Below are 20,698 nucleotides of genomic sequence, written 5' to 3' on the forward strand. Positions count from 1 at the left end.
ACGGGTCCTACGGTTGCCGGACGAGGAGCGCTGCGTCGAACCGGTTCGGCAAGCTAGCACCGGGAAACCCGACCAGCAATCCCTTCGGTGCGAGGATCTACCCGCCCCTGACCGGGAATACGGAAATGCGGCCCGGGGTGTTGACAGGCCCCCGGGCTGTTCCTACCTTCGCTTCACGCGAACCGGTTCGACGGCCGGTCATCGCTCCTCGTCCCATCCATACCGGCACGCCGTACCGTCACGACCGGCGGGCGCTCCCTCGTCCGCGATGTCGAACCGGTTCGACCAAAGGAGTCCCCGTGAACATCGGTGAGATCGCCCGGCGAGCCGGTGTCTCGCGGAGCACCGTGTCCTACGCGCTCAGCGGCAAGCGCCCGGTGTCGGAGGAGACGCGCCGGAAGATCCAGCAGGTCGTGGACGAGCTGGGCTACCGACCCAGCGCCAGTGCCCGCGCCCTGGCCAACGGGCGGACCAGCACCCTCGGCCTGGTCTTTCCGCCGGCCGGGAACCACTACACGGGGATGCAACTCGACTTCATCGGCAGCGTGGTGGAGGCCGCCGCGGCCTACGACTACGACGTGCTGCTGTCACCGAGCGGCGTGGACAGCGACCGCTCGTTCCAGCGGCTGCTGGGCGAGCGGCGGGTCGACGGCGCGATCCTGATGGAGATCAGGCTGGAGGACGACCGGGTGGACCATCTGGCCGCCCTGGACTTCCCCTCCGTCGCCATCGGCCGTACCGCCCGTCCGGAGGGCGGCTGGTGGGTCGGCCTGGACCACACAGCGCTGGCGGCGGCGTGCGTCCACCACCTGGCGGATCTCGGCCACCGCCGGGTCGCCTTCGTCAACCGGCCCGAGCAGCTGCTGCGGGCCGGTTACGAATCCGCGCACCGCGGCCTGGACGGCTTCACCAAGGCCGCGGCCGAGCGCGGGCTGACGGTGAGGACGTACTGCTGCGGGGACGATGCCGCCTCGGGCCAGGCCTGCGTGGAACGGATCCTGCACGACGACCCGGCGACCACGGCCCTGGTCACGCTGAACGAGGCCGCGCTGGGCGGCCTCTACCGGGGGCTCGCCCAGGCGGGCCGCCATGTGCCGCGCGACTTCTCCGTCACCGGGGTCGTGGCCAGCCGCTGGGCGGAGACGGTGACCCCGCAGCTCACCGCGGCGGACGTACCGGCAGAGGAGATGGGCCGGCGCGCCGTCGACCTGCTGGTGGAGCGGCTCGACCATCCCGATGCGCCGCCCCGGCACCATCTCCTCGCGCCGCCGATCTCCCTGCGGGCCAGCACCGGCCCCGCGGGAGCCACGCCCACCGCGGACGCCGGGTCGAATACGGCCGCCCTGACCGCACGACACGGGTAACTCCCGTCCTCCTTCTTCACCTCGCTGATCGCTGCCACCTCACATCAGTGCCGTTCGGCGTGCCCGCTTCCAGCAACCCCTTGTCCTCGGCACCCACATGTCAAGACCAAAGGAACCCGCGATGAACAGCTCCGCCAGACAGCGCCGTCTGACCGCCGCAGCCCTGACCGCCCTGGCTGTGGCCGCCAGTGCCACAGCCTGTTCCTCCGGCTCGGGCAGCACCGACGCCAAGGGCGCCGGCAGCGGCACGTACACCATCTGGGACCCGTACCCGCAGTTCGACAAGGGCTCAGCCTGGACGAAGCTGCTGGACAAGTGCGGCAGCCAGGCCGGCGTGAAGATCGAGCGGACCGGCTTCGACACCAGCGACCTGGCCAACAAGACGCTCCTGGCGGCGCAACAGGGCAACTCCCCGGACGTCCTCATCGTGGACAACCCGGTGGTATCGACCCTGGCCGAGGCGGGCGTGCTCACCACCACCGACGACAACAAACTGGACACCTCGAAGGTGGACCCCAACCTGCTCGCGGCCGGCCAGTCGGGCGGGAAGACGTACGGCACGCCGATCGGCGCCAACACCCTCGCCCTCTACTACAACAAGGAGGTGCTGAAGGAGGCCGGGGTGGACATCGCCTCGGTCAAGGACTGGAAGTCGCTGACGGCGGCGCTGGCGAAGGTCAAGAAGGCGGGCAAGAAGGGCATCACGTTCTCGGCGATCGGCACGGAGGAGGGCAGCTTCCAGTTCCTGCCGTGGTTCTGGGGCGCTGGCGCCAAGCTGACCGAACTCGACTCCGCCCAGGCCGTGTCCGCGCTGTCGCTGTGGAAGGACTGGCTGAAGCAGGGCTACGCCCCGAACTCGGTGCTCAACAACACCCAGACGACCAGCTGGCAGGAGTTCGCCAGCGGCGACTACGCGTTCAGCGAGAACGGCACCTGGCAGCTCGCCAATGCCGAGAAAGTCGGATTCGAGTACGGCGTCCTGCCCATCCCCGGCGCCGGCGGAGGCAACGCAGCGGCCCCGACCGGCGGCGAGTTCGTCACCATCCCGGTCCAGGACGACACCGGCCGCTACGCCACATCCCAGAAGCTGGCGACCTGCCTGACCAGCACCGACAACCTCTACGACACCGACACCACCCTGTCCTATGTGGCCCCCACCAGCGAGGTCCAGGACAAGCAGGTGGCGGCGAACGCCGAACTGAAGCCGTGGATCGACGCGGTCAAGTCGGCCAAGGGGCGCACCAGTGACGACCTGGGCACCACGTACCCCAAGATCTCCGAGCAGATGTGGAAGGCCGTCCAGTCGGCCCTCAGCGGCGCCGAGTCGCCCGAGGAAGCGCTGGCCAAGGCTCAGTCCGCCGTCAAGTAGCCAGGGATTTCCGGTCCGCAGATGAACCACACGACACAGCTGCCGGACCGCCGGTCCGTGTGCGCCAGGAACGGGGCGGCCACCGCCGCCCCGCCCCCGGCCCACGCGCGAGCACGGCGCCGTCCGACCTCCCAGCAGTGGGCCGCCTGGGCCTTCCTCGCCCCGGTGACCCTCTACCTCGTCCTCTTCTACGCCTATCCGCTCTACCGCAACATCGACCTGAGCCTGCGCAACTACACCGTCCGCTCCTTCGTCCAGGGCGACGCGCCCTTCACCGGCCTCGCCAACTACCGCACCGTCTTCGACGACCCGACCTTCGCCCCGGCCCTGCTCCACACCGTGGTGTTCACCGCCGTGTGCCTGGTCTTCCAGTACGCCATCGGCCTGGCCCTCGCGGTCTTCTTCAACCAGCACTTCCGGCTCTCCGCCACGCTGCGGGCCCTGTTCCTGGTGCCCTGGCTGCTGCCGCTGATCGTGTCGGCCTCCACCTGGTCGTGGATGCTCAACAGCGACTCCGGCATCGTCAACGCCGCCCTGCACACCGTCGGCATCGACCCGGTGAACTGGCTGACCTCGCCGTCCTGGTCGCTGACCTCCGTGATCATCGCCAACATCTGGATCGGCGTCCCGTTCAACCTGGTCCTGCTCTACAGCGGCCTGCAGTCCATCCCCGCGAGCCTGTACGAGGCGGCGGCCCTCGACGGGGCGAATGCCTGGCAGCGCTTCCGGCGCGTCACCTTCCCGCTGCTGCGCCCGGTGTCCGCGATCACTCTGCTGCTGGGCCTGGTCTACACGCTCAAGGTCTTCGACATCATCTGGATCACGACCAAGGGCGGCCCGGCGGATTCGTCCACCACCTTCGCCACCTGGTCCTACCAGCTCGGCTTCGGCAATCTCCTGCCCGCCTTCGGCCCGGGCGCGGCCGTCGGCAACCTGCTCGTCGTCGCAGCCCTCGTCTTCGGCCTCATCTACGTCCGGGTCCAGCGAAAGCAGGCGTCGTCATGAGCCGAAGCGGTAAGCGCACGTGGGGAAAGACGGCCGTCGGCCTCCTGCTGACCGGGATCATGCTCTTCCCGGTCTACTGGATGCTCAACGTGTCCCTGACCCGCGACCAGGACATGCGCAAGAGCCCACCGGACCTGTTCCCCGCCCACGGCACGCTGGAGGGCTACCGCACGGTCCTCGACGAGCAGCTGCCCTACCTCGGCACCAGCCTCGTCATCGGCCTGGGCACCGTCGCGCTGACCGTGGCCCTGTCCGCCCCCGCCGGATACGCGCTGGCCAAACTGCGCCCGCGCGGCGGCGGCATCCTCAACTTCGCGCTGCTGGCCGCCCAGATGATCCCCGGCATCATCATGGCGATGGGCTTCTACGCCATCTACCTCCAACTCGGCCTGCTCCAGTCCGTCCCCGGCCTCATCGTCGCCGACTCCACCCTGGCCGTCCCGTTCGCGGTGCTCATCTTCACCGCGTTCATGTCCGGCATCCCCGGCGAACTCCTCCAGGCCGCGAAGACGGACGGCGCCGGGCCGTTGCGCACCTTCTGGTCCATCGTCCTGCCGATGAGCCGCAACGCCGTCATTACGGTCTCGTTGTTCGCGTTCCTGTGGTCCTGGTCCGACTTCGTCTTCGCCAGCACCCTCGTTAACGGCGGCGCCCACGAGCCGATCACCCTCGGCATCTACCACTACATCGGCAACAACAACCAGGAGTGGAACGCCATCATGGCCACCGCCGTCGTGGCCTCGCTGCCCGCCGCGGCGATCCTCGTCCTCGCCCAGCGCTACGTCGCCGCCGGCGTGACCGCCGGTGCGGTCAAGGACTGACCATGACCTCCTCTTCCACCTCGCCACGGCCCCACCGTCCGTACGCCGGACGGCCCGCCACCCCCGCCCGAGAAACGAGTGACGCTTCATGACCGCCGACCGATCCGGCCCGGCCTTCTCCGTCCACGACATCCCGTTCAGCACGTACGGGTCCTGGTTCGGCATCTCGCCCGTGGTGGCGGAGAAGACCCATGCCGAGGACCTCCACCTCGTCTCGCACCAGAACGGCATGCACGCCGTCCTGCGCTTGGTGCCGCTCGACACCGCGACGGGGGAGCGGGCCGAGACCCGCGTGGAGGCGACACCGGGCCTGCTGAGCTGGATCAGCGCGGCGGGCCGCGTGGATCTCGCCTACGAGTCGCCGGACACCGTACGCCTGCGCGGTACGGGCCTGGCCCTGCGCGTCTCCGCGGCGGCCCGGACGCTGACCCCGTTCAGCGGCACGTACTTCTTCCGCGATGCGGCCGCCGACGCGTACGTGTTCACGTCGTACGAGACCGGACGCCGTTACCGCGTCACCCTGCTCTCCGGCACGGTGGCCGACACGTTCGGAAGCCAGGCGCTGGGCAGCGGCGACCGCGGCCTGACCCTCGCTGCCGGCACGGACGTGGACGGACCCTGGGAGATCGCGGTCGAGGAACTCGACACCGCCCGCGCGCCGTACGCGCCGACGGCGCCCTTCGGCAAGGTCGTCGAGGCCGCCCGGAACTCCTTCGCGGACTTCGCCGACACGGTGGCCCCCTGGCGCTCGTCCGGCACCCCGGCCGCTGAACTCGCCGCCTACGTCGTGTGGTCGGCGACCGTACGGCCGACGGGCCTGGTCACGCGTCCCGCCGTACTCATGTCCAAGCACTGGATGGACAAGGTCTGGAGCTGGGACCACTGCTTCAATGCCCTGGCCCTGGCCCCCGGCTGCGCCGAACTGGCCTGGGACCAGTTCCACCTGCCCTTCGACCACCAGGACGAGACCGGGGCGCTGCCCGACTCGGTCACCCACTCCGAGGTCCTGCACAACTTCGTCAAACCGCCCATCCACGGCTGGGCCTTCGGCCGACTGCGCCGCCGGCTGCCGACGCCTCCCAGCCGCGCCGAGCTGGCCGAGACGTACTACAGACTGGAACGCTGGACGGACTTCTGGCTCACCGCCCGGCGCGCCCCCGGGGCCGCCCTGCCCCACTACCAGCACGGCAACGACAGCGGCTGGGACAACGCGACCACCTTCGACCCCGAACGCATGGTCGTCACCGCGGACCTGGCCGCCTTCCTGACTCTCCAGCTTCATGAACTCGCCCATCTCGCAACCTACTTGAACAGACCGGATGAGGCCCGCCGGTGGACGCGAGCCGCCGAGGCGACCCAGGCGGCGATGCTCGACCAGCTCTGGACCGGTGACCGGTTCGTCACCCGGGGAGCCGACAGCGGCGACACCTGGCAGAGTTCCAGCCTCCTCGACCTGATGCCCATCGTGCTGGGCGAGCATCTGCCGGACGACGTCAGCGGCGTGCTGGCCGGCCGCATCGAGGCCCACCTGACTCCGCACGGCCTGGCCACCGAGCTGCCGACCTCGCCGCACTACCTCTCCGACGGCTACTGGCGCGGCCCGATATGGGCCCCCGCCACGGTCCTCATCGAGGACGGGCTGCGCCGCAGCGGACACCACCGGCTGGCGGACGAGATCAGCGCCCGCTTCCGCGCCCTGTGCGAGACCCACGGCTTCGCAGAGAACTTCGACGCCCTGACCGGAACGGGCCTGCGAGACCGCGCCTACACCTGGACCGCCAGCAGCTACCTCCTCCTCGCCGAGGCACACGCACGCCGAGGCGGCCACTGATTCCCAGGCGCACTCCGGGTGCGTAGGGCCCGGGTGACGAGGCATGCAGCTGAGCCTGCCCTTCATCGGATCTCAGAGCATGAGGCGGTCGATGGTGATGGGGAGGGAGCGGACGCGGCGGCCGGTGGCGTGGAAGACGGCGTTGCCGATGGCGGCCGCGAGACCGACCAGACCGATCTCGCCGACACCCTTCGTTCCGACCGCGGTTGCGCGGTCGGGACCGCCGACGAACAGCACCTCCATGTCGGGAACGTCGGCGTTCACCGGCATCAGGTAGTCGCCGAAGGTCGCGTTGGCGATGCGCCCGGTGACGTCGTCGGTGGCCGTCTCCTCGAACATCGCCTGGCTGATGCCGCCCACGGTGCCGCCGATGATCTGGCTGGTCGCCGTCTACTCGTTGAGGATGCGCCCGCCGTCGATGGCGGAGACGACCCCGTGCCACACGCAGCAGACCCAGTTCGACCGTGTGCGGATCGACGAAGTGCCGGTTCGCCATTTCGGGGTTCGTACAGCCGTCACGGACAATTCCTTCCCGGGCTATAAGTTTCCTCGCCATGCGGTCGGCAGGAGGGCCCGCAGAGAAGCGGAGAACTCTTTCCCATACCTAGGGGAACCGTTCGCTGGGAACGAGGCCGGGGCTTGTGCCGGGCACTCCAACGCGGCGGCGTCCCGCCATTCAGCACGATCAAGCCATTCCGCAGCGTCTGCGGAGGAGCTCAACGCCGTCGCCTTCGAGGTCGTCGCAGTACGTCGAGCGTCCGGTCATCGCCATCACCAGAGCCAAGGTGGCACCGGAGACAAGCTCACCGGAACCGGCAGTGAAGGGGCCGTCATTCGCGACGAGTCTCAGGCCGCCGATGCGCCCCTTGGCAACGACCACGAGGTCTGATCCCTGGTAGTACTCGGCCACGGACGTGACCACCTCGATCGGGTACTCGTGGCGGATTCCCAGCGGGCGCCTGATGTCTTCTCCGTGCACGATCGTCTCGCCGAGCATGGCCATGGCAGGGAGGGGAGGTTTGGTCGTGCTCGGGACCACGCGCCGGAATCTCTCCAGCGTCTCGGCTGGGGTTGTGCCCAGCTGCTCGGCCAGCCTCATGGCCACTTGCTTGTCGAAGTCGAACCGACAGCGGATCACCCCCGCCATCCAGCGCACGGCGTTGAGGCTTGCGGCCGCGGTGAGGTGCGCCAGCACCTCGCGCACCGACAATTCGGTGCAGAGCGACGGTGTTGCCCACTGCTCGTCGGTGAGGTCTGCGAGATCAGCCGCCAGCGCCGCTCGCTCAGCGTGGATCAAGGGCCAGACTGCAGTCCTCCGGCTGCGGTCTGCGGTCAGTTCGGGATCAGTCATGCGGCAGCCTCTCCTGTCACGGGTAGTGCTCTGAGTTTCACCTGAGCCGGAACAGGCTCGTCCGGCAGGGGCGTTCAAGGAGAAGACCCTTGCCCCGGAGCAAAGTCATCGCCCGTGAGTGAATTGTTCTGAGGGCGCCCGAACCCGGATCGCACCCCCGGCCGGTGGGGAGGCCATCTCTTCGAGGAACTGTGCGGCCCAGGCCGTCAGGTCGGAGGAGGGGCGCCGTGGTCCTTGGGCGCGGTGCCGGGCCGTAGACGCTCGACCGCTTCGTCCGACAGCAGCTCCTGCAGGTCTCCCCAGCGGCGGTAGAGCGTCGAGGGCCACGCCTGCGCGCTGGGCGACAAGCGGCACCGTCAGGCCTCGACCCACCGTGGAGGCCAGTTCGCGAACGGGGCGTGCACCGAAGCCTGGACCCGGGCGCTGCGTCCGCCGGGGCGCGGGCGAAGAGGCGTTGATTGTAGTTCGTTGTGCACGACCAGCCACGCCGAGGCGGTCTCGAGGCCTGTTCGGTTTCGGTGCGGGCGACTGCTTCAGTGCGGCCCGGAAGCCGCAGCTTCCAGCGCACCGAGGCGTACGTGTGGTCAACGGAGCCGGTAGGCTGTTCCGCTTCCTGGCCGCGGATCAGCCGGGTGACATGGGGCGGAGGGCGAACTCGCCGCGGCCGAGCGGGAGCTCGTGGGGCTCCGCGCGCGCCGGGGCGGACGGCCGAAGAAGGAGCAGACCACGTGAGCGCTGGCTACATCACCACCGGCGGCAGCGACCGCTATCACACGGGTGTCGACTGCCCGGCCTTCCAGCGCGGCGTGCGCGGCAGCGAGGCGCAGGGCAACACGCTACGGCCCGTCATCCCGCTCACCCCTGAACAGGCGGGGCACGTCCGGCAGACCCCGTGCCCGGAGTGCTGTGGTGGGAGCGCCCGGTGACTGCGGACCTGGTGCCGGATCTGGTGCTGTTCCTGCAGGCGCGGTTGACAGAGGATGAGCACGCGGCGTTGCAGGCGGCCAAACCGGGAGGGCCGTACTGGTCACAACAGATCGGCAGTGGCGCCCGGCCCTACCACGTCGGCTCCTCTCCCGACCCGAAGGCGCCACGTTCCGAACCGCGGGTGGTCGACTCCGAGCGCCCCCGAATCATCGACCACATCGCCCGCCATGACCCGGCTCGCACCCTCGCCGAGGTCGAAGCCAAGCGGCAGGTGATCCGCCTGCACAACTTCAGCGAGGGGCACGAGTGCTCGACCCTGGACGGCAACGGCGATATCGACCACTGCACATGGGTCATGGAGAGTGAGGCATGCACGACGCTGCGCCTGCTCGCCCTGCCCTACGTCGACCATTCCGACTACCGCGAGGAATGGCGGCCGTAGCCGAAACGCCCGGTCACAACCCGCCGTTGGCAGATGTCGTTGTCCGCCCATCGCCGTCGGCGATACGGGTGACGGCAGCGGATGACACTGACCGGCCCTGCTCCGGAAGGGCTCCAGGTGCGCAGATCAGGGGCCCGGCATCAAGCGGCGCGACTCCTGCTGCGGCGGCAGGTGTCACTCCTGGCGGACGGGAACGTTGACGTCGTCCACGTTGATGTGGCCCCAGCCGCCCGTCGCCCGGTCGACGACCTCGACGTAGATCCGTTCACCGATGTGGGCGGACAGGTCGAAGACGACGCGGCGGTATTGCTCGACGTCGCGGCCGGTTGTCTTGGCCAGGACCTTGCCATCGCCGGCGCGGACTACGGCCGCGTAGAGCCGGTCGGGGTCGTTGCCGCCGGACACGAGCAGATCGACGACGCCGTCTCCGCCGAGGGTGACGGTGGCGGAGCGGAGAACGCCGGTGGCGTCGTCGCCACCTGCTGCCGGGTTGAATCCCCACAGGTGGTGGCCGGCCGGGTCCTCCCCGGTCTCGGCCTGGTTGAAGGGGCCGCCCCAGCCCCAGTCGGTGCGGGTGGTCACATTGGCGTCGCTGAAGGTCGTGCCCGAGACGACGGTCCATCCGGTGAGGTCCCCGGTGGCGAAGTCGTGGTTGGGGAGGGCGTCGACGTCCGTCGGGCGGGGCGGGTCGTACGCGGCGGGGGCGACCGGCGTGTCGTAGGCGCCGTTCATGCGCCAGACGTCCAGGGACACGACTCGGGCGGAGCCGCCCTCACTGGTCAGACGCAGGCCGGTGGCGTCCTCCCTGGTCGGGTAGACGCGGCTGGTGAGGCTGTTGGTGCCGTTGACGTACGCCTCCAGCATCGAGCGGTCGAGCAGGACCCTCAGCTTCAGGCGTCCGCCGTCGAGCTCCACGGTTCCTCCGTGGACGCCCTTGCGAACGTCCGGGTCGAGGCTGGAGCGGCCGCGGTCGATCCAGAAACGGCGCTCGGTCGTGTCGTAGGAGAGCAGGGTCTGCTCGCTGCCGTCGGCGCTGGCACGGACGGCCAGGGTGATGGTCGTGGCGTCGTGGGGCTCGATGACGGCCTCGATGTCCAGCATGTCGCCGGAGACGTCGGCGAGTCTGCGGTTGGCTTCCTGCACCGAGGTCTGGCGGATCTCGGCAAGTCGGCTGCCCCGCAGGCCGTTCGCCTCGGCGATCGGTTCGACTCCCAGGGTGCCGTCCTGGCGCAGTGAGACGCTGACGGGCATGCCGGCGTTGTGCGCCCAGCCGGACTGGGCGTGCTGCTGTTCGCTGCGGCGGTCCTGGGTGATGCTGAAGAGGACGGACCGGCCGTCGGGCGTGACGAAGCCGGACGGGCCTGTGAAGTGCTGGCCGAAGTCGAACTCGCGGGGCTTGTCGTGGTCGGGCACGAAGCGGCACTCGCGTTTGTCGAAGGTGCCGATCCAGTAGTAGGTGTGCTTGACGGCGTTCGTGTTGAACGACTCCCACCATGGGCTGACCAGCAGGATGTGCTTGCCGGTGCGCTTCCCCTCCGGGCCGGGGAGCGGGAGGAGGACCGGCAGCTCCCACATCTCTCCGGGTTCGGGCACCTTCGTGAGGTCGTTCCAGTACAGCGGGCCGCGGTACGTCCACGGGCCCTCGGGTCTGCGTGCGGTGTAGACGAGTGCGGTTCCGCCGTGCTTGCGGGTGACCTGCGTGCCGTTGTAGTCGACGATGCCGCTGCCGACCAGCTGGTACCAGACGCCGTCCTCCTCCCAGACGAACGGGTCGCGGAAGTTCTCCGCCCACGCGGTGCCGGGGCCTGCCGGGAGCCCTGCCAGGGCTTCGGTGACCGGCTCGGACCTCATCGTCCAGGTGGGGAGGTCCGTGTCACCGTCGGTCGGGTAGGACGACAGGGCGATCCCGGTGCGCTGCCGGTAGGGGAGCCGGTCGTCACCGCCGGTGAAGAAGAGCACCGGCCCCCGGTCGCCGTCGACACAGGCCGAGCCCGACCAGCAGCCGTCTGGTGCGACCGAGTCCGCGGCGGGGGCGAGGGCGATGGGGAGGTCGCGCCAGTGCACCATGTCGGTGCTGACCGCGTGTCCCCAGTGGATCTGGCCCCAGTAGGGGCCCAGCGGATCATGCTGGTAGAAGATGTGGTACTTGCCCTTGAAGTACACGGGCGCGTGCGGCTCGTTCATCCAGTGCCAGGGCGGCAGCATGTGGAACTGGGGGCGGTGCCGGTCGCCGTCGAAACGGGCCCGGTCGAGGGTCAGGTCCGGACGGGGCACGCGGCGGGCGGGCAGCGCCGCGACCCGCTCGGCGTACTCTCGCTCCGCGGTCGTGTCGTCCAGGGTGCCCGGGCGCATCACGAGGCTGTCCATCAGGCCCATGTACATGTTGGCGTGGAACTCGCCGTTGATCAGCGTGGGCCGGTTGTGCCGCCCGATCAACAGGGGCTCGGCGGAGGCCAGTTCGGGGGCCATGTCCGGGGTGGCGGCGGTGCCGATCAGCCGGCCGTCGCGGTAGAGCCGCAATTGCAGGGCGGCCGGGTCGTAGGTGGCGGCCACGTGTGTCCATCTGCCCTTGGCGGCCGGCTGGTCCAGGGCTCCCTTGACCTCGATCAGGTCGGTGCCGAAGCCGAGTTGGAAGACGATCTGTCCGAAGCGGCGCAGGCCGAGCAGGAATCCCGTCTTCGCGTCCGGGTCGTGCTGGTTGACCAGGGCCTGAGCCTTGCCGTCGATGCCGTGCTCGTAGGCGTAGGGGGCGATCCACGCGTCGACGGTGATGCCGCCGGCGGGGTCGAGCCTGCCGGGGCCCTCGGCGGTGACGACGGTGGAGTAGCCGTCGAAGTACAGCGCCCGGCCGCTCACGCCACGGCGCCGCACGGGGTCGCTGTCGGGCTTGTAGCGGGCGTCGGTGAAGACGTAGCCGATGGGGTCGGCGGTCCCGGAAACCGCCTCGCGGGTGACCGTGCCGGTGCGCTCGTCGAAGTCCCAGCGGGCGGTGGGGCTTTGAGGGCCACGTCGTTCCTTGGCGGCGGCGGGAGCGGGAGCGAACGAGAGCGGTACGACGGCGCCGCCTATGGCGGCAGACACGACAGTGAGGGCCGTTCTTCTCCTCATGGCTGGCTCCTGGGTGGTGTGCGGCAGGCCTGACGCTCTGCCAAATCGGTTTAACCGGTGGCTCGGCATCGTTCGCGCGCCGCTCCTGCTAACGCAAGAGCTAACGCAGGCCGATTTACCTCGGCGTTACCCATGAACTTCGTAAAACGGCACATAAGGTCACCGTTTCTTCTTCGATATATCCGGAGTGTTGACATCGGGCGACGCGCGCATCACTCTCATCGCAACGTGCTAATCCGATTTAACAACGGAGCTGAGCGACTGATGTCTGAACGTCGTGTGACCATGGCCGATGTCGCCCGCAAGGCGGGCGTCTCGCCAACGACCGCGTCGTTCGCCCTGTCCGGCCGCACCGACATGCGCATCTCCGACGCCTCCCGCCAACGCGTCCTGGACGCCGCTCGCGATCTGGGCTACCGCCCGAACGTCACGGCACGCAGCCTGCGCACGAAGTCGACGCAGACCATCGGTTTCGTGTCGGACCGGATCACCACGACACCGTTCGCGGGCGATGTGATCCGCGGGGCGCTGGAGGCTGCGCGGGAGCGGGACCACCTGCTGTTCATCACGGAGGCCGGCGGGGATCGCGGAGCCGAGTCGTCGCTGGTCCACGCACTGCTGGACCGCCAGGTCGACGCGGTGATCTACGCGTCCATGTTCACCCGGTACGTCACTCCGCCCAAGGAGCTGTTCGGGCGCCGGGTGGTCCTGCTGAACTGCCTGGCCCCCGGCTTCGACGCGCCATCTGTCGTCCCGGACGAGCTCGAGGCAGGCCGGGACGCGGCCCGTGCCCTGCTCGCGGCCGGCCACACCGAGGGCATCTGGGCGATCGGCGGCCACCAGGCCGTTCCGGCCACGCCCGAGGGGATCATCGCCGGCAACGAGCGCATGCGCGGCCTGGAGGAGGTCCTGCGAGCGGGCGGCGCACGCCTGGACGGTGTCGTCGAGTGCGACTGGGACACGCGGGACGGCCACCGCGAGGTGTCCGCACTGCTTGCGGCGGGCCACCGCCCCCGGGCGCTGGTGTGCCTGACCGACCGCGTGTCCATGGGTGCCTACCAGGCGCTCGGCGAGGCGGGTCTGTCGGTGCCCGGCGACGTGTCGGTGGTCTCCTTCGACGATCAGGACATCGCGTCCGTACTGCGGCCGGCCCTCACCACCCTGAAACTGCCGCACTACCAACTCGGCCGCCGTGCCGTGGAGTTGATCCTGGGCGAGGGGCCGCTCGAAGCAGGCGTACACCGTGTGCCCATGCCGCTGCAGGAGCGTGCCTCCATCGGCGCCCCCGCCCAGGGCTGACACCGGGCACCCGGAAACGGTCGTCCCGCCGCCCGAACAGTGAAGATCGCCGGGCGGCGGGACGACCACCAAGAACAGCGACCGTCGCAACCGGTCGCCAAGGCGGGTCCGGCAAGACCCGTCTCAGTGAGATGGAGGAACCTCGTGGTGTTCAGAACCAGGCGCCTCGCCGGTGCGAGTGTAGCCGTCGCGGCGGCGACCGCGCTGGTCGCCGGATGCGCGACCGGGAGCGGCGGCAGCACGTCCGGAGCCAGCGGCAACACGCTGACCCTGTGGACGCACAATGCCGGCAACTCGGCCGAGCTCGACGTCGTCAAGAAGATCATCAAGGACTTCAACGGCTCGCAGAGCAAATACAAGGTCAAACTCCAGGCGTTCCCGCAGAGCGACTACAACAACTCCGTCGTGGCAGCCGCCTCGGCCCGCAAGCTGCCCTGCCTGCTCGACGTGGACGGCCCGAACGTGGCGAACTGGGCCTGGGGCGGCTATCTGTCCCCGATCGACGTCTCCGGCAGCGAGGTGCCGCTGTCCGACCAGCTGGCCAGCACCGTCGGCCGCTACAAGGGAAAGCTGTACGCGTTCGGCTTCTACGACGTCGCCCTGACCTTCTTCGCCCGCAAGTCGGTGCTGAACACGTACGACATCCGCATCCCGACCACGGACAAGCCCTGGACGAAGGCCGAGTTCGATTCCGCGCTGGCCAAGCTGAAGAAGAGCGGGAAGTTCGCGTACCCGTTGGAGATGGGCACGGGCGGCAGCGGCGAGTGGTGGCCGTATGCCTTCTCCCCGCAGCTGCAGAGCTTCGGCGGCGACCTGATCGACCGTGACGGCTACAAGACCGCCTCCGGCACCCTCGACGGCAAGAAGTCCGTGGAGTGGGCCACCTGGTTCCGCTCGCTGGTGACCAAGGGCTACATGGCGAAGAAGTCCGGAGCCGACCCCAACAAGGACTTCCTGGCAGGCAAGAGCGCCATCCAGTGGGACGGCAGCTGGAACGCGGCCAAGAACGCCGAGAAGCTCGGCGACGACCTGGCCATCATCCCGCCGGTCGACTTCGGCGACGGGCCCAAGATCGGCGGCGCCTCCTGGCAGTGGGCCATGAGTTCCACCTGCTCCAACAAGGCAGGCGCGCAGGCGTGGCTGAAGTTCTCCCGCCAGACGAAGTACTTCGTCGACTACGCGAAGGCCACCGGCACCATCCCGGGCACCGAGGCCGCCGCCAAGCAGGTCGACGGCTACCAGCCGGGCGGGAAGTTCAACGAACTCGTCCAGTTCGCGCGCAAGTACGCGGTCGTGCGCCCGGTCACCCCGGCCTATCCGTACATCTCCACCGAGTTCCAGAAGGCGGCCCAGGACATCATCGCCGGGGCCGACCCCAAGAACGCGCTCGGCCAGGCCGCGAAGGCCATCGACAACGACCTGAAGTCGAACAACTACTACGCCGGCTGACCCACCCCGGTCCGGTCCGGGCTCCCGACCGCGCTTCCCGCGCCGCCCGGACCGGACCGGCACCCCTGGAGCTACCGTGACCACCATGATCGCAGCCCTCGAGCGACTGCGTCCGGTCCGGCGAACGCGAACGACACACGCCCGTCGCCGTGAGAGCCTCACCGCCCTCGGCATGGCCACCCCGGCCGTGGTGCTGCTGATCGTCTTCGTCGTCGTACCGCTCGCCCTGACCTTCGCCTTGTCCTTCACCGACGCAAGGCTCATCTCGCCCACCCCGCCGCATTTCGTGGGCCTGGACAACTTCACCCGCCTCATCCAGGACCCGGTCTTCTTCAAGTCCCTGCGCAACACGGCGTACTTCGCCGCCGTCGTCGTCCCGCTCCAGGCCGGTCTCGCGCTGGTCCTGGCACTGCTGGTCAACGCGAAGGTGCGCGGCGTCAACTTCTTCCGCACCGTCTACTTCCTGCCGGTCGTCACCTCCATGGTGGTCGTGTCCCTCCTGTGGACCTTCCTCTACCGGCAGGACGGCTTGATCAACCACATGCTCTCGGCGCTCACCTTCGGACACGTCGAGGGCCGGGACTGGCTGGGCGACCCTGCCACCGCCATGCCGGCCATCATCCTGATGTCGGTGTGGCAGGGCGTCGGCTTCCATATGATCATCTGGCTGGCCGGCCTGCAGACCATCCCCGCCGAGCTGTACGAGGCCGCCGACCTCGACGGGGCCCCCCGCCGGCACCGCTTCCGCCATGTCACCTGGCCCGGACTGCGCGCCACCCGCACGTTCGTGCTGATCACCATCACCATCCAGGCGCTCGGCCTCTTCACTCAGATCAATGTCATGACCGAGGGCGGCCCCCTCGACTCCTCCACCACCGTCGTCTACCAGGCGATGCGCACCGGCTACGAGCAGCAGCAGACCGCGTACGCGGCGGCGATCTCGCTGGTCTTCTTCGTGCTCGTGCTGGCCGTGTCCCTCGTCCAGCGCTTCCTGACCCGGGAGAAGGACTGACATGACCTCCTTCCTGAAGAACCTCGGCGGTCACACCGGCCGTGTCATCCTTGCCCTGGTCTTCGCACTCCCGCTCGTCTTCATGCTGGTCTCGTCGTTCAAACCGGACGACCAGATCTTCGGCGACCTGGGATCCCTGCACGCCTTCCTGCCGGTCGGCGCCCTGTCACTGGACAACTACACCGGCGTATTCGAGCGTGTCCCGGCGGCACGATTCCTGCTGAACTCCGTGCTGATCTCCTCGATCACCGTGGTGCTCGGCGTCATCGTCAACAGCCTCGCCGCCTTCGCCCTGTCACGGATGCGCTGGCCCGGCCGGAAACTCGTCCTGACCGCGGTCATCGCCACCCTCATCGTCCCGTTCGAGACCTTCGCCCTGCCGCTCGTGTGGTGGGTCAACCAACTGCCGCTGCTCCGCGTCAACGGCTTCCACCTCGAGTGGACCACCGGCTGGATGGACACCTACCAGGTCCAGATCCTGCCGTTCGTCGCCAACGCCTTCTCGGTCTTCTTTTTCCACCAGTACTTCCAGAGCATCCCCAAGGAACTCGACGAGGCGGCGATCGTGGACGGCGCCGGCTGGTTCACCATCTACCGCCGCATCGTCATGCCGCTGTCCGGACCGGCCGTCGCCACCGTCGCCATCCTCACCTTCCTGCCCGCCTGGAACTCCTACCTGTGGCCGCTGATGGTCGTGCAGAGCGAGGACCTGCGACCGGTCATGGTGGGCATCTCCTACTTCTTCCAGCTCAACGTGGGCTGGGGCCAGATCATGGCGTACTCCTCCATGATCACCGTGCCGATCCTGGCCCTTTTCGTGGCCTTCCAACGGTCGTTCGTCAACAGCATCGCCTCCACCGGCGTCAAGGGCTGACCGCGCTCCCTCGACCCCCACACCGAAAGGACCCCTGCGTGTCCGTCATGCCCGCAGACGCCCACCTGCCCGTCGCGCACCTGCGCCCGTCCCGCAACTGGATCAACGATCCCAACGGGCTGGCCTTCCACGACGGCCACTACCACGTGTGCTTCCAGTACAACCCGTACGGACCCGAGCACGCGAACATGCACTGGGGCCACTTCCGCAGCCCCGACCTGATCAGCTGGGAGGAACTACCACCCGCCCTCGCCCCCATGCCGGGCGGAGAGGACGCCGACGGCTGCTTCTCCGGCAACGCCGTCTCCGACGGCGACCGCATGATCGCCTTCTACTCCGCATTCCGCACCGACCGCTGGGCGCAGCCCGTCACCACCGCCGAGTCCCGGGACAACGGTGTCACATGGACGCAGCGCGGCAGCCTGCTCATCCCCGAACTGCCCGACGGCACCACCATGTACCGCGACCCATACGTATGGCGCGAGGCCGGCCGCTGGCGCATGCTGGTCGGCTCCGCCCTCGCGGACGGCCGGGCGGCGGCACTGCTGTACGAGTCCGGGCACCTCGAGCAGTGGGAGTACCGCGGCCCGTTCCTGGACCGGGCCCCGCAGCCGGTGGCGCCGGGCGCCGATACGGGGCTGGGCTGGGAGTGCCCCCAGTACCTGCACGCGGACGGACGCGGCGCCGTCATCCTCAGCGCCTGGGACCCGGAGCTCGGGCCCCGTCGGACCGTGGTCTACACCGGGCGCGAGCAGGACGGCCGCTTCCTGGCCGCCGCCCCCGCCCTGCTCGACCACGGCCCCGACTTCTATGCCCCGGCGCTGTTGCCCGCCCCTGACGGCCGGTGGCTGCTGTGGGGCTGGTCATGGGAGGCCCGCGACCCCGCGTGGGTGCGCGAGGCCGGCTGGGCCGGGCTGCTGACACTGCCGCGCGAGGTCACACTCGCCGAGGACGGCTCCGTACGACAGCGACCGGCCACGGAACTCCTCGCGCTGCGCGACGAGCGCGCGGTGACGGCTTCCGGCGAGACCGCCGGAACGGTCGTACTGGGGACAGTGGGCCCGAGCTTCGACCTGACAGCCCGTCTGGAACCCCGCGCCGCCGGGACGACGGGGGGACTACGGCTGGTCACCTCCGCCGACAGCGCCGAGTACCTCGACATCAAGATCGACCCCGCCGCAGGTGAACTCGTCGTCGACCGCGACCACGCCTCCCTCGACCCGCGCGCACACGGCGGCACGTACCGCGTCCCCTGCCCCGAGGCGAGAGCGGTGTCCGGCGCTCCGGTCGAACTGCGCCTGGTGGTGGACCGGTCCGTCGCCGAGCTCTACCTCCCGTCGGGCCGGACGCTGACTCTGCGGTTCTACCCCACCGGTGGCGCCCCCTGGCGGATCGAGGCCCGCGCCGGAGGCGAGGGCGGCCTCGGCTACACGGTCGCGGCCTGGAACCTGCGGCCGTACACCATGCGGTATGCGTCTGACGTGAGTGCCGAGCCGGCGCTCACGGACGTCAGTGGCGTCCTGAGGTGAGCGGTGCGGAGCAACCGCGGTGGTGTCTGGCGCGGAGTGCCAGGAGAATCCGGGCCGGTGGGCGCGGTGGGTTTTTTCCATGTTCGAATGCGGGGCGTGGAGTGCCGATCAGCTGACGTGGGCGGCGATGGTTCGCGCACATTCCAGGGACTCCGTGTGCGTCGTGTCCACCTCTAGGTCATAAAACACCCCTTTGTGAACCACATCCGCCTGCAACACGGCCATACCCTGGACGCGATCTCCGCGTGCGACCTCACGCGCTGCGGCGACCGCACTCTCACACCTGACACTGACCCACAACACAGCCAGTGCGCCCAGAGCCTTCTGCCACCGCTGCTGGGACGCCGCTCCTCCGAGGAAGACGTCATCGATGACGACTCTGGCGCCTGCACGAGCCATCGCCACGACGCCCTCCATCCAGGCCGCCTGCAGCGCCATGAAGTCCGCCCCGACGCTCACCTCGCCGTTCGGAGCGAACTTGATCCCCGCGTCAGACGCCTGCATCTTCGAGGGCAAGGAGTCGACGAACGAGTCAACCCCGAACGCCAGCCACGGATCCGGCAGTACGGCCTGCAGGCAGCGTACGATCCCGGACTTCCCCGAGCTGGAACCACCATTGAGAATGATCACCTGAGTCGTCACCGCGCAACAGTAGGGCGCTTCCTGCACGGCACGAAACGAATATCGGCACACACTGCCGTGCCGAAGAGGGACTTCGTACGAAAAGCTGGAACGGACCGGATTCCGGGACATCCTTCGACCGCCTGGTGCACCACGCCGAGGTGATCTCACTCAAGGGCCGACTGGGGTCTCGTCCAGGGGAGATCAAGGGCGTGGACCCCTGTTCGGTCTCGCCGGACGCGTCGGCCTCTGAGCCGTCATGCCCGTTCACCCAAGCCCAGTGAGTGCGAGGGGCAGGTGCGGCGTGCGGCCCACACCGTGCGCTCGGTGCGCACACGCAGGTCGCTGCGGTGCAGGATGCTGTGAGGGCCGTCGGTGTCGAGTAGCTGATCGAGAGCCGTCAGGTCCTTGGCCGTCAGGGCGGATGCGACGCTGCCGCGCATGCGGCGCAGGCTGCTGAGCGCGTAGCGGCCTACTGCGTTGGTGTGGGTCTGGCCGTTGTCGACGGTGATGGTGCGTTCGCCTTCGACGGCGAAGCCGGCTGTTGCCAGCTTGGCTCCCCAGTCGGCGCCGCGGTGGGGGACGTGCTCGGCGTGGTGGTGGTCGAGTGCGGCATGGCAGCGCTCTTCAAGTCCGGGAGCTTCTTGTGGGGCGCTTTCGGGCAGGAACCGAGGGAAGCCGGCCAGCTCGACGACGGCGAACAGCCCGCCCGGTGCCAGCAGGTCGTGGACCTGGTGCAGGGTGCGATCGGGGTCGGCCATGTGGTGCATGGAGGCCGATGCCCAGACCAGCTCCGGCGTACCGAGTTCGGGCCACGCCGTCGCGTCGAGGTCGGCCTGAACGAGGTGCACCCGGTCGGCTGCTCCGGCCGCGGCTGCTTTCTCCTGCAGGCGGTGCAGGTGGGCGGCTGAGGAGTCGACGGCTGTCAGCTCGGCCTCGGGAAAGTGCTCGAGCAGAGCGAGCGTGCCGGCTCCGGTCCCGCAGCCCAGGTCCACGATGCGGCGGGGGCCGGTCTCGAGGGGTAGCCACGAGATGACGGACGCGATGTGTTCGGCGAGCACTTCCGCGTCCAGGTCGAGGATCTCCGCCTGGTCGCCTGCATCGTGCTCGTGAGCGTGGTGCGCGCCCTGATGCCCTGTGTACGGGGAGGGGTGGTTCATGCGCCCACGCTAAGCGGGTCATCCGCGTGTGGCCTTGCGGGTTTCGGAATGCGCAAGGCGATGGCCGGCTGAACTGCGGAACACGCAAAACAGTTACGGTGACGGGCGCTTTCGCTTGCCCGGCGTCCTCGCCGCGCTGGTGGCCACGGCGGGCGCCGCGGTCGAAGATGCCCAGGATCTCGCACGGTCCGCCCTCGGCGCCGATGGCGTGCGGGAGAATCGTGGGGCACTCCGCCGCCTGGTTGGTGTCGATCCGAAAGCGCCGGTTGCCCGGGAGCAGGGTCGCGGTGCCGCAGAGGACGACGAGGTTGCCCGATCGTCGGCAGCAGGCCAGACGGCACGACAGCATCTGCACCAGGGAAGTTGACTGTGCCGCCGGACGGCGTCGCCCCGCCGAAGCTGACCTCGTCGTCGGAGAACATCGCGTTGCCATGGCCGAAACTCGGCGCGTGATCTTTTTCTGGTGCACGCCGACACACTCGTCGGTGACTAGCAGCGATACCTGGCCACGCGCAGCCGTGGGTGGCCACTCTGTT

At 69.1% G+C, this 20,698-nt stretch carries 18 protein-coding genes and 2 pseudogenes; 12 read left to right on the forward strand and 8 right to left on the reverse strand.

Annotated elements, in window-relative coordinates:
• The first annotated feature begins 299 nt into the window (after window positions 1–299).
• The 5 genes from STSP_RS10425 (at window position 300) to STSP_RS10445 (ending at window position 6,390) form a co-directional block, all read left to right on the forward strand.
• On the forward strand, window positions 300–1,364 hold the full coding sequence (locus tag STSP_RS10425; RefSeq protein ID WP_067275103.1) for a LacI family DNA-binding transcriptional regulator: 1,065 nt from the start codon (window positions 300–302) through the stop codon (window positions 1,362–1,364).
• A 121-nt stretch (window positions 1,365–1,485) separates the two neighbouring features.
• Window positions 1,486–2,733 carry a sugar ABC transporter substrate-binding protein gene (locus STSP_RS10430; RefSeq protein ID WP_067275105.1) on the forward strand — a complete coding sequence of 416 codons (1,248 nt, stop codon included), beginning with the start codon at window positions 1,486–1,488 and terminating at the stop codon, window positions 2,731–2,733.
• A 21-nt stretch (window positions 2,734–2,754) separates the two neighbouring features.
• A complete protein-coding gene (locus STSP_RS10435; RefSeq protein ID WP_067275109.1) occupies window positions 2,755–3,738 on the forward strand; it encodes a carbohydrate ABC transporter permease in 984 nt (327 codons plus the stop codon).
• Window positions 3,735–4,559 (forward strand): carbohydrate ABC transporter permease, encoded by an 825-nt coding sequence (locus STSP_RS10440; protein ID WP_067275116.1) that lies wholly within the window; start codon window positions 3,735–3,737, stop codon window positions 4,557–4,559. Before STSP_RS10435 ends, STSP_RS10440 begins: the two co-directional genes overlap by 4 nt.
• Window positions 4,560–4,647: 88 nt before the next feature.
• Window positions 4,648–6,390: an amylo-alpha-1,6-glucosidase gene (locus tag STSP_RS10445; protein ID WP_067275118.1), complete on the forward strand. Its 1,743-nt coding sequence runs from the start codon at window positions 4,648–4,650 to the stop codon at window positions 6,388–6,390.
• Window positions 6,391–6,462: 72 nt separating this feature from the next.
• Here STSP_RS10445 and STSP_RS40095 read toward each other — a convergent pair whose 3' ends face one another.
• The 4 genes and pseudogenes from STSP_RS40095 to STSP_RS36845 all read right to left on the reverse strand — a co-directional run.
• Window positions 6,463–6,750: a molybdopterin-dependent oxidoreductase gene (locus STSP_RS40095; protein WP_067275120.1), complete on the reverse strand. Its 288-nt coding sequence runs from the start codon at window positions 6,748–6,750 to the stop codon at window positions 6,463–6,465.
• A gap of 30 nt (window positions 6,751–6,780) precedes the next feature.
• Window positions 6,781–6,909 (reverse strand): hypothetical protein, encoded by a 129-nt coding sequence (locus STSP_RS40755; RefSeq protein ID WP_269801035.1) that lies wholly within the window; start codon window positions 6,907–6,909, stop codon window positions 6,781–6,783.
• A 166-nt stretch (window positions 6,910–7,075) separates the two neighbouring features.
• Window positions 7,076–7,741: a maleylpyruvate isomerase family mycothiol-dependent enzyme gene (locus tag STSP_RS10455; RefSeq protein ID WP_067275129.1), complete on the reverse strand. Its 666-nt coding sequence runs from the start codon at window positions 7,739–7,741 to the stop codon at window positions 7,076–7,078.
• Window positions 7,742–7,885: 144 nt separating this feature from the next.
• Window positions 7,886–8,217, reverse strand: a pseudogene (locus tag STSP_RS36845) (TetR/AcrR family transcriptional regulator); the annotation flags it as partial.
• 252 nt (window positions 8,218–8,469) lie between these two features.
• Here STSP_RS36845 and STSP_RS10460 point away from each other — a divergent pair.
• Together STSP_RS10460 and STSP_RS10465 are read left to right on the forward strand one after the other, a co-directional pair.
• Window positions 8,470–8,667 carry a hypothetical protein gene (locus STSP_RS10460; RefSeq protein WP_067275133.1) on the forward strand — a complete coding sequence of 66 codons (198 nt, stop codon included), beginning with the start codon at window positions 8,470–8,472 and terminating at the stop codon, window positions 8,665–8,667.
• Window positions 8,664–9,110, forward strand: a complete 447-nt coding sequence (locus STSP_RS10465) for a DUF6221 family protein (RefSeq protein ID WP_078067044.1) — start codon at window positions 8,664–8,666, stop codon at window positions 9,108–9,110. The genes STSP_RS10460 and STSP_RS10465 overlap by 4 nt, the downstream gene beginning before the upstream one ends.
• Before the next feature lie 174 nt (window positions 9,111–9,284).
• Here STSP_RS10465 and STSP_RS10470 read toward each other — a convergent pair whose 3' ends face one another.
• Window positions 9,285–12,218, reverse strand: coding sequence for a GH32 C-terminal domain-containing protein (locus STSP_RS10470; RefSeq protein WP_157902806.1), 2,934 nt, complete (start codon window positions 12,216–12,218; stop codon window positions 9,285–9,287).
• A 264-nt stretch (window positions 12,219–12,482) separates the two neighbouring features.
• Here STSP_RS10470 and STSP_RS10475 point away from each other — a divergent pair, with 264 nt between their 5' ends.
• The 5 genes from STSP_RS10475 to STSP_RS10495 all read left to right on the forward strand — a co-directional run bounded on the left by STSP_RS10475 (window position 12,483) and on the right by STSP_RS10495 (window position 18,381).
• Window positions 12,483–13,517, forward strand: a complete 1,035-nt coding sequence (locus tag STSP_RS10475) for a LacI family DNA-binding transcriptional regulator (RefSeq protein ID WP_067275138.1) — start codon at window positions 12,483–12,485, stop codon at window positions 13,515–13,517.
• 144 nt (window positions 13,518–13,661) lie between these two features.
• Window positions 13,662–14,966, forward strand: coding sequence for an extracellular solute-binding protein (locus tag STSP_RS10480; protein ID WP_067275141.1), 1,305 nt, complete (start codon window positions 13,662–13,664; stop codon window positions 14,964–14,966).
• An 85-nt stretch (window positions 14,967–15,051) separates the two neighbouring features.
• Window positions 15,052–15,978 carry a carbohydrate ABC transporter permease gene (locus tag STSP_RS10485; RefSeq protein WP_232789580.1) on the forward strand — a complete coding sequence of 309 codons (927 nt, stop codon included), beginning with the start codon at window positions 15,052–15,054 and terminating at the stop codon, window positions 15,976–15,978.
• Between the two features lies 1 nt (window position 15,979).
• The gene (locus STSP_RS10490; protein WP_067275144.1) at window positions 15,980–16,852 is read left to right on the forward strand and encodes a carbohydrate ABC transporter permease; all 873 of its coding nucleotides are present in this window, start codon (window positions 15,980–15,982) and stop codon (window positions 16,850–16,852) included.
• Between the two features lie 47 nt (window positions 16,853–16,899).
• The gene (locus tag STSP_RS10495) at window positions 16,900–18,381 is read left to right on the forward strand and encodes a glycoside hydrolase family 32 protein (protein ID WP_332835359.1); all 1,482 of its coding nucleotides are present in this window, start codon (window positions 16,900–16,902) and stop codon (window positions 18,379–18,381) included.
• A gap of 108 nt (window positions 18,382–18,489) precedes the next feature.
• Here the strand turns inward: STSP_RS10495 and cpt are convergent, their stop codons facing one another.
• The 3 genes and pseudogenes from cpt to STSP_RS40100 form a co-directional block, all read right to left on the reverse strand.
• Window positions 18,490–19,023 (reverse strand): chloramphenicol phosphotransferase CPT, encoded by a 534-nt coding sequence (gene cpt / locus STSP_RS10500; protein ID WP_067275148.1) that lies wholly within the window; start codon window positions 19,021–19,023, stop codon window positions 18,490–18,492.
• 236 nt (window positions 19,024–19,259) lie between these two features.
• The gene (locus STSP_RS10505; RefSeq protein WP_067275150.1) at window positions 19,260–20,162 is read right to left on the reverse strand and encodes a class I SAM-dependent methyltransferase; all 903 of its coding nucleotides are present in this window, start codon (window positions 20,160–20,162) and stop codon (window positions 19,260–19,262) included.
• A gap of 103 nt (window positions 20,163–20,265) precedes the next feature.
• Window positions 20,266–20,469, reverse strand: a pseudogene (locus tag STSP_RS40100) (XRE family transcriptional regulator); the annotation flags it as partial.
• Window positions 20,470–20,698 lie beyond the last annotated feature (229 nt).

The sequence above is a fragment of the Streptomyces jeddahensis genome (genome assembly GCF_001642995.1).
GTDB lineage: Bacteria > Actinomycetota > Actinomycetes > Streptomycetales > Streptomycetaceae > Streptomyces > Streptomyces jeddahensis.

Excerpts from the sequence above, each read along its gene's own strand:
- STSP_RS10470 (WP_157902806.1), bottom strand. The coding sequence starts at position 12,218 with ATGAGGAGAAGAACGGCCCTCACTGTCGTGTCTGCCGCCATAGGCGGC.
- STSP_RS10445 (WP_067275118.1), top strand. The coding sequence starts at position 4,648 with ATGACCGCCGACCGATCCGGCCCGGCCTTCTCCGTCCACGACATCCCG.
- STSP_RS10440 (WP_067275116.1), top strand. The coding sequence starts at position 3,735 with ATGAGCCGAAGCGGTAAGCGCACGTGGGGAAAGACGGCCGTCGGCCTC.
- STSP_RS10495 (WP_332835359.1), top strand. The coding sequence starts at position 16,900 with ATGCCCGCAGACGCCCACCTGCCCGTCGCGCACCTGCGCCCGTCCCGC.
- STSP_RS10490 (WP_067275144.1), top strand. The coding sequence starts at position 15,980 with ATGACCTCCTTCCTGAAGAACCTCGGCGGTCACACCGGCCGTGTCATC.
- STSP_RS10430 (WP_067275105.1), top strand. The coding sequence starts at position 1,486 with ATGAACAGCTCCGCCAGACAGCGCCGTCTGACCGCCGCAGCCCTGACC.
- STSP_RS10485 (WP_232789580.1), top strand. The coding sequence starts at position 15,052 with ATGATCGCAGCCCTCGAGCGACTGCGTCCGGTCCGGCGAACGCGAACG.
- STSP_RS10435 (WP_067275109.1), top strand. The coding sequence starts at position 2,755 with ATGAACCACACGACACAGCTGCCGGACCGCCGGTCCGTGTGCGCCAGG.
- STSP_RS10475 (WP_067275138.1), top strand. The coding sequence starts at position 12,483 with ATGTCTGAACGTCGTGTGACCATGGCCGATGTCGCCCGCAAGGCGGGC.
- STSP_RS10455 (WP_067275129.1), bottom strand. The coding sequence starts at position 7,741 with ATGACTGATCCCGAACTGACCGCAGACCGCAGCCGGAGGACTGCAGTC.
- STSP_RS10505 (WP_067275150.1), bottom strand. The coding sequence starts at position 20,162 with ATGAACCACCCCTCCCCGTACACAGGGCATCAGGGCGCGCACCACGCT.